Annotated in this window: 11 protein-coding genes and 1 pseudogene; all 12 read left to right on the top strand. The window is 41.2% G+C overall.

The annotated features are described in order from the left end of the window. Positions 1-67: 67 nt before the first annotated feature. Entirely contained in the window at positions 68-901 is an 834-nt protein-coding gene (gene ahlS, locus ACFO3P_RS13890; protein WP_193063509.1) for an AhlS family quorum-quenching N-acyl homoserine lactonase, read from the top strand. 87 nt (positions 902-988) lie between these two features. Next, on the top strand, positions 989-2,434 hold the full coding sequence (locus tag ACFO3P_RS13885; RefSeq protein ID WP_042530447.1) for an aldehyde dehydrogenase family protein: 1,446 nt from the start codon (positions 989-991) through the stop codon (positions 2,432-2,434). A gap of 96 nt (positions 2,435-2,530) precedes the next feature. Then, positions 2,531-3,655: a zinc-dependent alcohol dehydrogenase family protein gene (locus tag ACFO3P_RS13880; protein WP_042530449.1), complete on the top strand. Its 1,125-nt coding sequence runs from the start codon at positions 2,531-2,533 to the stop codon at positions 3,653-3,655. Between the two features lie 395 nt (positions 3,656-4,050). After that, positions 4,051-4,902 (top strand): HpcH/HpaI aldolase/citrate lyase family protein, encoded by an 852-nt coding sequence (locus tag ACFO3P_RS13875; protein WP_193063511.1) that lies wholly within the window; start codon positions 4,051-4,053, stop codon positions 4,900-4,902. Between the two features lie 33 nt (positions 4,903-4,935). After that, positions 4,936-6,087: a CaiB/BaiF CoA transferase family protein gene (locus ACFO3P_RS13870; RefSeq protein ID WP_193063513.1), complete on the top strand. Its 1,152-nt coding sequence runs from the start codon at positions 4,936-4,938 to the stop codon at positions 6,085-6,087. Between the two features lie 18 nt (positions 6,088-6,105). After that, positions 6,106-6,633: a MaoC family dehydratase gene (locus ACFO3P_RS13865; RefSeq protein WP_193063515.1), complete on the top strand. Its 528-nt coding sequence runs from the start codon at positions 6,106-6,108 to the stop codon at positions 6,631-6,633. A gap of 65 nt (positions 6,634-6,698) precedes the next feature. After that, positions 6,699-7,898, top strand: coding sequence for an acyl-CoA dehydrogenase family protein (locus ACFO3P_RS13860; protein ID WP_193063517.1), 1,200 nt, complete (start codon positions 6,699-6,701; stop codon positions 7,896-7,898). Between the two features lie 53 nt (positions 7,899-7,951). Further along, the gene (locus ACFO3P_RS13855) at positions 7,952-9,301 is read left to right on the top strand and encodes an MmgE/PrpD family protein (RefSeq protein WP_289584341.1); all 1,350 of its coding nucleotides are present in this window, start codon (positions 7,952-7,954) and stop codon (positions 9,299-9,301) included. Positions 9,302-9,366: 65 nt separating this feature from the next. Continuing rightward, positions 9,367-10,209 carry a fumarate hydratase gene (locus ACFO3P_RS13850; protein WP_193063521.1) on the top strand — a complete coding sequence of 281 codons (843 nt, stop codon included), beginning with the start codon at positions 9,367-9,369 and terminating at the stop codon, positions 10,207-10,209. Positions 10,210-10,237: 28 nt separating this feature from the next. After that, complete coding sequence (locus ACFO3P_RS13845) at positions 10,238-10,801, top strand: Fe-S-containing hydro-lyase (protein ID WP_193063523.1); 564 nt, start codon at positions 10,238-10,240, stop codon at positions 10,799-10,801. Between the two features lie 83 nt (positions 10,802-10,884). Continuing rightward, positions 10,885-11,270, top strand: a pseudogene (locus ACFO3P_RS13840) (VOC family protein). Positions 11,271-11,820: 550 nt separating this feature from the next. Continuing rightward, a complete protein-coding gene (locus tag ACFO3P_RS13835) occupies positions 11,821-12,846 on the top strand; it encodes a TAXI family TRAP transporter solute-binding subunit (protein WP_042530465.1) in 1,026 nt (341 codons plus the stop codon). The last annotated feature ends 102 nt before the right edge of the window (positions 12,847-12,948 follow it).

The following is a 12,948-nucleotide window of genomic DNA, read 5'->3' as shown; positions in this document are numbered from 1 at the left end:
TTTGGTTTTAACAGTCAACAGAATCAGGTGAGAAATAAAAATCTATTTAACACATGGAGGGTGACTTATGAGTAAACCAAAGTTATTTGTTTTGGACACAGGCACCATGAAAATGGATAAAAATTATATGATTGCCATGCACAATCCGGCAAGCGTGGATAATCCCAGTCCGCCAGCCGAGTTTGTGGAATTTCCAGTATATGCAGTGTTAATTGATCATCCGGAAGGTAAAATCCTGTTTGACACGGGATGTAATCCGGACGGTATGGGAGAAGAGGGGCGCTGGCCGGAGGGCGTGCAAAAAATGTTTCCGTCCTTTCAGGATGAATCCTGCTATTTAATCAACCGGTTAGAACAATTGAACACCCGCCCGGAGGATATTAAATATGTAGTTGCTTCGCATTTACATTTAGACCATGCAGGGTGTTTGGAATTATTTACAAATGCAACCATTATCGTCCATGACACAGAGCTCTCGAAAACCATGAAGCAGTATGCGATGACCAAAGACATGGGAGCTTACATTTGGGCAGATATCAATGCCTGGATTACCAATGATTTAAAATGGAAAACGGTTATGCCGAATGAAGATGAACTGGAGCTGGCGAAAGGGGTTAAAATTCTGAACTTTGGTCCCGGACATGCATGGGGCTTGCTTGGCCTGCATGTAGAATTACCGGGTGAGGGAGGAATTATTTTAGCTTCCGATGCAGTCTATACCTCGGAAAGCTTTGGTCCTCCTGTAAAGCCGCCAGGAATTATTTATGATTCAGTCGGATATTTAAATGCGGTAGAAAAAATTAGAAAATATGCGGAAAGGACAAATTCTCAGGTCTGGTTTGGGCATGATGCCAAGCAATTTAGGGAGTTTGTAAAATCGACAGAAGGATTTTATGAGTAATCGATAATCAGAATAAACAGCCTTATGACCTGTATGCAGCAACGTCATGAGGCTTGTTTATGAAAGCATGGCAAGGAGGGGACGACGATGATTGATATCCATGAAAATATTACCGGGTCCATCATTAATGGAGAAGAAAGAAATGGAGAAAGAGAAGAACTGGCTGTAACCAATCCATATAATGGGGAGGTTATTGGAAAAATAGCATGTGCAACCACAGAGGATGTGCATGACGCCATTGATACTGCACAGCAGACTTTTGTTCAAATTATGAAGAAGATGCCGGCACATGAACGCTCTGCTATTTTGCGGAAAGCTGCTGAACGCTTGGAAGAACAAGAAGGAGCATTTGCTGATATATTGACGCTGGAGGCTGGGAAACCAATCAACGAAAGCCGCGGGGAGGTTATTCGGGCGATTCAAGTGCTGCGCTTTGCATCAGAAGGGGCAAAGTCGATTTATGGTGAACAGATTCCAATGGATAGTGCCATCGGCGGAGAACATCAAATCGGGATCACAAAGCGTGTACCGCTAGGGGTAGTTGCAGCAATTACTCCCTTTAACTTTCCATTAAATCTTGCGCTTCATAAGATTGCACCTGCCATAGCAGCCGGGAATACAGTCGTTCTTAAACCAGCAGAAAAAACACCGTTATCTTCGATGATGCTTTATCACGTATTGGAAGAGGCAGGGCTGCCGAAAGGGGCGTTGAATATTGTGATGGGGCCGGGACAGCAGCTTGTAGAACCGCTGGTAACCCATAAAGATGTAAAAAAAGTGACGTTTACGGGAAGCGGAGCAGTCGGCTGGAAAATTCACGAAATGGCGAAAAAGAAAAAAGTAACACTTGAATTAGGATCCAATGCTCCCAATATTATTTTTGAGGATGGGGATTTAGATATTGCTGTCCAATCCATCCTGCAAGGCGGTTATACCTTTGCCGGTCAGGCATGTGTTTCTGCACAGAGGGTGTATGTCCACGACAGTGTCTATCAGGCATTTACAGAAAAATTAGTTGCAGCAGCAGAAGCTCTAAAGCTTGGCGATCCACGTGAAGAGTCGACAGAATTAGGCCCGATGATTACAGAAGAAGCAGCAGAACGGGCACAGTCGTGGATAGAAGAAGCTGTGGCACAAGGCGCGGCATTATTAACCGGAGGACATCGAAAAGGAGCAGTTTTAGAGCCGACAATCATTGGAAGCACTACTCCCAATATGAAGGTCGTTTGCATGGAAGTCTTTGCTCCAATTGTAAGTGTCATTCCCTTTTCTACGGAAGAAGAAGTCGTTGCCTATGCAAATGATACGGATTTAGGGCTGCATGCCGGCGTATTTACACGTGATATCAACCGTGCCATGCGTATGGCGGATGCCATTGAAACAGGAGGAGTCTGGATTAATGAAGTATCCGTCAGGCGTTATGACCATATGCCATACGGAGGCATCAAAGATAGCGGGATTGGAAAAGAAGGAATTAAATATGCGATAGAAGACATGCTGGATACAAAATTTGTTGGTATAAAGCTCTATTGATTTTAGTATTTATGATTGGCTTATCAATACCCGCGGATGCATCGAACAACTATATAATGTTCTAATTTACAAAAATAGAATGAGGGGTAGATAATCATGAATGTGAAAACAGCAGTGTTACGAACCTCTGGAGCTGAAACACCCTATGCAGAAAGCAAACCAATTAAAATTGAAACGGTCGAATTAGATGCTCCAGAATTAGGAGAAGTATTGATTCAAATAAAAGCGGCCAGCCTTTGTCACTCTGATTTATCGGTTATTAACGGCAGCAGACCAAGACCATTGCCGATGGCGCTGGGGCATGAAGCGTCCGGTGTTGTTGTAGAAGCAGGAGAAGGGGTAACAGATTTAGAAGCAGGGGATCATATCGTCTGTGTCTTCGTCCCCAGCTGTGGCCACTGTATCCCTTGTAAGGAAGGCCGTCCGGCATTATGTGAACCTGGAGCGGAATCCAATACAGCAGGAACCTTGATTGGCGGAGGAATTCGCATGCACGAAAAGGAAGAAACCATCCATCATCATGTTGGCGTATCCGCTTTTGCCGAATATGCCGTCGTATCAAGAAATTCATTAATTAAAGTCCCTAAAGAGATTCCTTTTGAGAAACTAGCACTATTTGGTTGTGCTGTGATTACCGGCGTGGGTGCTGTTGTCAATACGGCTAATATTAAATTAGGGAGTACTGTTGCGATTATTGGTCTTGGAGGAATTGGATTAAGTGCTTTGCTGGGAGCAATCTCTGCAGGTGCGAGCAGAGTGGTTGCTGTAGATATCAATGAATCCAAATTAAAACAAGCGAAGGAGCTGGGTGCAACGGATACATTTAATTCGAAGGACCCTGATGTCATCGAACAGATCCGTGAAGCAACGAATGGTGGACTGGATTTTGCATTTGAAACTGCTGGAGCCGTTCCAGCGATGGAGGTGGCTTATGGAATAACAAAACGCGGCGGAACGACAGTTACAACAGGATTACCGCATCCGGACCATCATTTTTCCTTTCCGTATGTGAGTTTAACTGCAGAAGAAAAAAGTATTAAAGGATCCTATGTAGGAAGCTGTGTTCCAGATCGGGATATTCCGAATTATATTCGCTTATTTAATCAAGGGAGGCTGCCGGTTGATAAATTGCTTACTGATATTATTAAGCTGGAAGAGATAAATGAAGGATTTGATAAGCTGGCGAAAGGGGAGTCATCCAGAATTATTATTAAGATATAATGAAGTTTCCATAAAACGAAACTTCATTCAGTGTGAGTTTTTGTTCTTCTCCATGGTAAAAAGGTTGTCATTAAAAAAATCTATTTAGTTTATTGCATATATCATGATAAAAGCAGGGACAGAAGCAGCGTTAAAGGATAGATGAACGAAAAAGTTTAACTCTGTTCTGTCCCGTATACATAATCAGACTTGAATTTCTTATTGCTGAAAATTACAGGTATGCTTGAATAAGAGAGTATAGGGAGTCGTTAACATAGACTTAAATTTTAAAAAAATCAAAAAATACATTTACAGAAAGCATTGTATATATTATTATTAAATTGTATCCAATATCCAATATAGAAAATGCTTATTTATTAGTTTCCATGAAACATACGTGGAAAGGAGAGATTCTGATGTACAGATCTTGGCTATTTGTTCCGGGAAATCAAGAAAAAAATCTGAACAAAGTAAAGGATTTTCAGGCCGATGTGATTATTTATGATTTGGAAGATGCTGTACCAGTGAATGAAAAAGTAATAGCCAGACAAAAAGTGAAAGAAGCAATTTGTAAGATAAGTCACCAAGTGAATTTTGTACGTGTGAATGATTTAACTACACCCTATTTTATAGAAGACTTAGATGGAATTATCGCAGAGAATCTTTCTGGAATCGTTCTGCCTAAAGTGAATAATCAACACGATATTATCATCGCAGCTTATTTGCTTGGACAAATGGAGGAAAAGTATGGTTTAGAACAAGGCTCGCTTGCTATCGTACCATTAATTGAAACCGCTTCCGGAATTCAGAATGTCCAAGAAATCGTCTGTGCGAGTAATCGGATTTTATGTCTCTGTTTCGGAGCGGAGGATTTTATGCTTGACCTTCATATCGATGCAGGGGAAATGGGAGAAAATTTAATGTATGCCCGAACACAGCTGGTGATTGCTTCCAAAGCGGCGGGAAAAGAACCGCCGGTTGATTCTGTTTTTGTCGATTTTAAAGATGAAGCAGGATTAGAAAAGGAAACGGAACGTGCAAAGTGTGCTGGATTCCAAGGGAAGCTGCTTATTCATCCAAAACAAATTGCGCCTGTACATCATGCTTTTTCACCTACACGTGAGCAGGTGAAAGAAGCAGAAAAAATTATTGCTTTGTATGGAGAATCTTTAAAAAATGGAAAAGGTGCGCTTGAGATAGATGGAAAGATGATTGACGCTCCCGTGGTTGAACGGGCAAGAAAGGTACTATCGCATGCTGACATGTAATGAACGAATGTTTTTGAAATGGGGGAGAAGGATATGGTGCCATTAGAAGGAATCACCGTTGTTGCTTTAGAGCAGGCAATCGCCGCTCCATTTGCTACGAGGCAATTGGCAGATTTAGGAGCGAGGGTCATTAAAATAGAAAGACCGGATGTCGGGGACTTTGCCAGGGGCTATGATTCTACGGTGAATGGAATGTCCAGCCATTTTGTTTGGTGCAACCGTTCAAAAGAGTCAATGGAGCTTGATTTGAAATCAGATGAAGGAAAAGAGATACTTGGCAGTTTAATAAAAAAAGCGGATGTATTGATTCAAAATTTAGCTCCTGGAGCAATTGAAAGAATGGGCTTTGCACCGGAAGAGTTAACTGCGAAGCATCCCGAATTGATTGTGTGCAGTATATCAGGATATGGAAAAGGCGGTACTTATGAACAGAAGAAAGCATACGACCTCTTGGTTCAATGTGAGGCGGGACTTGTTTCAATAACTGGCAGTGAAGAAACACCGTCAAAAGCAGGGATTTCAATCGCGGATATTGCTGCTGGAATGTATGCCTATACGGGTGTTCTGACTGCTTTATTTAATCGGATGAAAACAGGAAAAGGAACTGTTATGGAGGTATCGATGCTTGAAGCACTTGGTGAGTGGATGGGCTATCCTGCTTATTATGCGGCATATGGCGGAAAAGAGCCTCAACGGTCCGGAGCCAGCCACGCAACGATTTATCCGTATGGACCATTTCTATGCGGAGATAACAAAACTGTATTTATTGGATTACAAAATGAAAGAGAATGGAAGCGCTTTTGCGAGTTTGTTTTAGAAGATTCCGCTTTAAGTGAAGACGCTAGATTTATTACAAATACGGATCGGTCAACAAACAAAGACGAATTAAAACAGATTATTGAAGCAAAGTTTGAAGCATTTACATCCGATCAAATTATTGAAAGGGTAGAAGAGGCCAAAATAGCCAATGCACGGTTAAATACGATGAAGGATTTCTTCGCGCATCCACAGCTTACAGCACGCAAGCGTTGGAAGCAGGTCCAGACACCGCAAGGAGAAATTGTTGCACTAAAACCGCCGGTGACTATGGCTGGAATAGATTATGTGATGAATCCGATACCAGACCTTGGCGAGCATACCGAAGCTATTTTAGAAGAGCTGGGATTGGCACAATCAAAAATATAATAAAATGGAGGAATAACAATGAGTATAAAGGAAGGCTGGAAAGGCAGATTTTATGAGGATTTTGAAGTAGGAGATATTTATTCGCATCCATTAGGAAGAACGGTAACAAAAACAGATAATATTTATATGACCTTATTGACACAGAATACAAACCCGATTCATTTTGATGATTATTATTCGGAGCAGACTGAATTTGGAAAACCGCTAGTCGATTCTACATTTACCATAGCTTTGGTAACAGGACAGTCTGTGACGGATCTCTCCCAGAATGCCATGGCAAACTTAGGCTGGGATGAAGTTCGTCTGCCTAATCCGGTGTTTGAGGGAGATACGATTTATTCCTATTCGGAAGTGCAGGATAAACGTGAATCGAAATCCCGGCCCAATGTTGGCATTGTCAATGTTAAAACAAGCGGTTATAACCAAAGGGGAGAAGTTGTGATTACATTTAAACGAACATTTATGATTTATAAAAAGGATTCTGCCCCGATAAGGGAGAATAAATTATTGGAACAGGTACTGGAAAAAGAACTGCAAAACAAATAGTAAGTATGGAGAAATAGAACAGCTGCGTTTCGATAGTGTGTAAAAGTATAAAGGAGATGTTCGGAATGATTGATGCACAACAAACAGATAAGCCGATTCAATTGAATGAAACAGAACGACAAGAATTAAGAGAATCTGTACGTGAATTATGCGAATCTTTCGGAAACGCTTATTGGAGAAAATTAGATGTCCCTCATGAATACCCGCATGAATTTGTAGATGCCTTAACCAAAGAAGGCTATTTATCCGTATTGATTCCTCAGGAGTATGGCGGAAAAGGATATGGGATTGCTGAAGCAACCATTATTTTGGAAGAAATCCATCGGGCCGGCGGGCATGCAGCTGCTTGTCATGCGCAGATGTATACGATGGGAGCATTATTAAGACATGGAAGCCCGGATCAGAAGGAAAGATACTTGCCTGGGATTGCCAAAGGAGAACTTCGGTTACAGGCTTTTTCCATAACCGAGCCGGAAGCAGGATCGAATACGACCGGAATCAAAACCTTCGCTGAAAAAACAGAGGACGGCTACGTGATTACGGGCCATAAAAACTGGACCAGCCGTGTTTTACAATCTGATTTAATACTCGTATTAGCCAGAACAACGCCACTCGGGCAGGTAGATAAAAAATCAAATGGAATCAGCCTCTTTTTAGTCGATTTACGTGAAGTCAGAGAAAATCAGCCCGATTCCTTTGTCGTTGAACCTGTGCGTACCATGTTCAACTACGCCACCAATAAGGTATGGTATAAGGAGATGAAGGTTCCGCATGACTGTATTATCGGGGAAGAAGGAAAAGGTTTTAAATACGTACTTGACGGGATGAATGCAGAACGAATTCTGCTTGCTGCAGAAACGATTGGAGACGGTTACTTTTTCATTGATAAAGCGGTAGATTATGCAAACGAACGGGAAGTCTTTGACAGAAAAATCGGCCAGAATCAGGGTGTTCAATTTCCGATTGCACGTGCCTATGCATCTATTAAAGCAGCTGATCTTCTGCGTTATGAAGCTGCAGAGAAATTTGATTCCGGCGAAGTCTGCGGAGAAGAAGCCAATATGGCAAAGCTCTTGTCCAGTGAAGCAAGCTGGGAAGCAGCAAATGTTTGCATCAATACATTCGGAGGAAACGGTTTTGTTGATGAATATGATGTCGAGCGTAAATTCAGGGAGACGCGGATGTATCAGGTAGCCCCGGTGAACAATAATCTGATTCTCGCTTACCTTGGACAGCATGTGCTTGGAATGCCGAGGTCATATTAACCCCTTTTTTTGAATAGTAAGTGTGATAAATAAAAAAGTAGGAGGTTATTCCTGTGGGATTAAGCGAAAAACTTGCAGACTATATTATTGATACAGATTATGAGGATTTGCCAAAGGAAGTGGTTGAATTTACCAAGCTATGCATCATAGATTACTTTTCGTCTGCGATTGCAGGAGCAAGCCAATATCCCGTGCAAAAAATCGATGAATTGGTAAAAGAACTTGGAGGAACGCCTCAGGCTTCTTTAATAACAGGTGGGGAAACATCAGTAACGCATGCAGCATTATTGAACGGAGCGGCAAGTCACATCATGGAGCAGGACGATATTCATAAAGCCTCTATTATTCATGCAGCTACAGTTGTCATCCCGTCTGCATTAGCAGTAGCGGAATGGAAAAATCTTTCTGGCAAAGATGTTATTGAATCTATCGTGATAGGCTATGAAGTATGCTACCGGATTGGGGAAGCGGTTACCCCGTCACATTATTATTACTGGCATAATACCGCAACGTGCGGGACATTTGGCGCAGCAGCGGCGGCAGCCAAATTACTGGGATTAGATAAAAAGCAAATTATTCATGCGCTTGGGAGTGCAGGAACACAGGCTGCCGGTTTATGGGAATTTATAGAGGATGGAGCGATGTCAAAGCAGCTGCATCCAGGGAAAGCTGCAATGAATGGTGTCATCAGTGCGCTTTTGGGAGAAAAAAACTTTACTGGAGCTAGTCAGATTTTAGAAGGGAAACGCGGTTTTTTTGAAGCGATGAGTGAGGAATATACCCTTTCAAACGTAACAGAGAGCCTGGGAGAGGAATTTAAAATCTTAGAAAACTCCTTTAAGGTCCATGCTTCCTGCAGGCACACACATCATGTGATGGATTTAATGATAGATTTGGCTAAAGAACGGCATATTCGTTTGGAGGATGTGGAGAGTATCCGTGTCAAAACATATCAGGTAGCCATCGATATTACAGATAATCCTGAACCAGATACGATATATGCTTCTAAATTCAGCATGCAATTCTGTACAGCTGTAAGTTTGCTGAAAGGCAAGGGAAGTGTTGATACGTTTAATGAAGACGCCCTTTGGGATAAAACGGTTCGTGCTCTGATGCAGCGTATCGAGGTAAGCGTAGATGAGGATATTCAAAACCATTATCCCGGAAAATGGGGAGCCATCGCAGAAGTGAATTTAACCTCTGGAGAACGGGTTCAAAAGGAAATCGACTTTCCAAAAGGAGATCCGGAGAATAAGTTATCTGTAGATGAGATTCTAGAGAAGTTTCGGTCCCTGACAACGGATTTAACAGAGAACGAGCAGCATGTTCTATCCACTAACCTATTACAATTAGAGAATGCTGAATCGATAGAGCCTCTATTTGAATTCGCAAAAGTGAAATAAATCCATTAAAAAGGACAGCGAAATGATGCGAAACCGGATTGAAAATAAAAAGGAGTGGCTTGCTCTTGAGACAAATTCATTACCAAGAGATTGTTGATCGTGTAAAAGAGCTCTGTCAGGAAGCGAATTATGATTTAGGGCAGGATGTTATCCAGGCGTTTGAGCAAGCAGTTCAAACAGAATCCTCAGATATAGGTAAAGGTGTACTGACACAATTAATTGAAAATGCCAATATTGCCAGTGAAAATCGGGTTCCAATGTGTCAGGACACGGGCGTTTCCGTATTTATTGTAAAGCTTGGACAGGATTGTCATATTGCAGGCGGCAGCTTATATCAGGCAATTAATGAAGGGGTTAAACAAGGGTATGAAGAGGGGGACTTGCGATATTCGATTGTGGATGACCCTTTAAGCAGAAAAAATACGGGAGACAATACACCTGCTGTGATTCATATTGAATTAACAGAAGGAGACAAATTAGAAATTCAAATGACTGCGAAAGGCGGCGGAGCAGAAAATATGAGTGCACTTAAAATGCTTACACCAAGTGATGGGCTGGAGGGAGTAAAAAACTTTATCCTGGATACGGTAAAGCATGCCGGGCCGAATGCTTGCCCGCCTTTAGTGGTAGGGATTGGCATCGGCGGAAATTTTGAAAGCTGTGCGTATCTGGCTAAAAAGTCTTTATTTAAACCAGTTGGAGAACGGCATAGGGAGAGAGAAATTGCTCAATTGGAAGAAGAATTAATTCAATCGATTAATGCATTAGGAATTGGACCTCAGGGGTTAGGCGGCAATACAACGACATTAGATGTAAAGATTGAAACAGCCCCCTGCCATATTGCTGCTTTGCCAGTCGCTGTTAATTTAAATTGTCATGCAAGCAGACATAAGCATTTGGTTATCTGATTCGTTATTTTTACTTAGGAGGGAGCGTATGGTTCCGAAAAAAATATATGTGCCATTTCAAGATGAAACAATCATCCAATCACTGCAGGCCGGCGATCAGGTATTGCTGACCGGCACCATTTTTACTGCGAGAGATGCTGCACATAAACGGATGGCAGAGCAATTGGAGAAGGGAGAAAAACTTCCTGTAGATTTAACCAATCAGGTTATTTACTATGTTGGCCCGACTCCGGCACGAGAGGGAGAAGTTATTGGGGCGGCCGGACCGACAACCAGCAGCAGGATGGATAAGTATACACCATTTTTGCTTGAAAAAGGATTAAAAGGAATGGTTGGAAAGGGTTACCGCAGTCAGGAAGTGATAGATGCCATTTCTGCTAAACAGGCTGTTTACTTTGCCGCAATAGGCGGATCAGGAGCTTTATTAGCCAAGCGCATCCGAGCTGTTGAATTAGTAGCATATGAAGACTTAGGTACGGAAGCAATCCGGAAATTAGAAGTAGAAGATTTCCCTTGTATGGTTATTAATGATGCAGAGGGAAGGGATTGGTATAAGGAATCACAAGCTGCATTTAAAAGCAGTGCCGAATGATTTGGCGTTAGTCGGTTTAATTGGCCAGGAAATCTTTAGCTGCTTTTGAAGCATGTATTTAAATAGAAAAAAAGAAGGATGCAATGAAAATTTCTAAATTAGATCATTTAGTGCTGACTGTAAAGAATATGGATAAAACCTGTGCATTTTACAGCCAGGTTCTAGGAATGGAAGTTATTACATTTGGAGAGGGAAGAAAAGCACTGCGTTTTGGGGGACAGAAAATAAATCTGCATGAAGCTGGTAAAGAATTTGAACCAAAAGCAAAAACCCTATGCCTGGCTCGGCTGATTTATGTTTTATCACCGATGTGCCGATTTCAGATGTGATAGAGCATTTGAAGAGTTATGAAGTGATAGTTGAAGAAGGTCCGGTAAAAAGAACAGGAGCTTTAGGAGCGATAACTTCTTCTTACATTCGAGATCCGGATAATAATTTAATAGAGATTTCGAATTATATAACCGAATGATTGAAATGGTCCATGAATTGATATGTAAAAGAAATTGATTTTAATTTCATGAAAGGATGAAGGCATATCAAACGGTGCTATAATAAGATTTTCAAGTTAAGTTAATAAAAACAAATAATTCTAAAAATAGTTTACAAAATAGTTATTATGCTCTACAATTAATTGTATCCAGTTCTACAATATCCCGAAAATATTTCCTATAATAATGTAAGCACTTTATATCATCAATTCTATTTTAGGTATGAATAAAGGGGGAAGTTAATAGAATACCATTTGCATGATGAAGAATGTCGAAATGTTTGAAGAAGTTAATCAAAAAGACCTATTACCTGCGGGCAGTTTTTTGAACATGCAGTTTAAGTAAAGGACGCCTTCTTAGAGACCGCCATCTGATCCTTAGATTTTCTAGAACTGGATTTCAAAGCGGAATAAAATTAAGTTGGAAAATTTATTTCGTAGTACCTTGGAGTTAGCTGATAATGAAGAAGTACGACAGCCAGATTTTTGAGTTTTTTTGACAGAATATTTAAAAATATAAGGGGGATTTCTTATGAAAGGTTTAAAAAAGCTATATCTATTCGCATTTATATTAGGACTTATATTTTTAGCGGCATGTGGGGATGAAGAAGCAAGTGGAGAAGATAATGGAGAGTTTGAAGAAAAAGATTATCCATCTACGGTAACTATTGGGACAGCTTCACAAGGCGGAACCTATTACATTTGGGGAGGCGGCTTAGCTACATTGCTGGAAAATCATCTGGATGTTACGTCAAATGTAGAAGTAACAGGCGGACCAGTACACAATATTCAACTTTTGGATGTGGACGATGTTCAACTTGGCATGGTTACAACCGGACCATTGTTTGAAGGATATTATAATGAGGGGGATTGGGCTGAAAAAGAATATGATGATATTCGTGTTATCTTCCCAATGTATGATACACCGTTCCATTGGTGGTCCAGCGCAGATTCTGACGTCACAAGCATTACAGAACATGAAGGAGAGCGGGTTGGTATAGGCCCTTCCGGCGGTACACCGGGCACATATAATCCATTGATTTATGATGCGCTTGGTATTGAAACAGGTGAACAGGTTGCAGCAGGAGCAAGTGATTTAGCATCTCAAATGCTTGACGGGCAGTTAGATCATATTGGTTTTTCAGCAGGAATGCCAATTGCTGCGGTAACAGAGGTAGAAACACAGATGGATATTAACATTTATGGTATCGATGGGGAAGAACGTGAAACAGTAAAAGAAGCACTGCCTTATTTCGAGGATTTTGTCATTCCGGCCGGTACGTATGATTCCTTGGATAGTGATGAGGAGACCATAGCTCAGTTTAATTTTGGTGTTGTTCAAAAAGATGCGAATGAGGAATTTGTCTATGATTTGGTGAAAGCATATCATGAGAATATTGATCAAATGATTTCTACCCACGCATCAGCTCAAGAATCTGAAGATCCGGAAACAATTCTGAGAAATGAAGAGTATCCGATGCATCCTGGAGCAATTCGCTATTATGAGGAGATTGGTATTGAACTTCCAGAAGCTGTTTATCCGCCCGAGTGGGAATAAATGCGGGCGAGGAAAAGGAAAATATGAATTTTATTTATTGACACAATGATAACTAGCCTTTGTTATAGCAAATCTTAAACACGCTTTTATTGTAATAAGGTT

It is taken from the genome of Oceanobacillus aidingensis, from assembly GCF_042654105.1.
In the GTDB taxonomy this organism is placed as follows: domain Bacteria; phylum Bacillota; class Bacilli; order Bacillales; family Amphibacillaceae; genus Oceanobacillus; species Oceanobacillus oncorhynchi.
The sequence above is the reverse complement of the archived record's forward strand: the minus strand, read 5'-3'. Positions and strand labels throughout refer to the sequence as shown.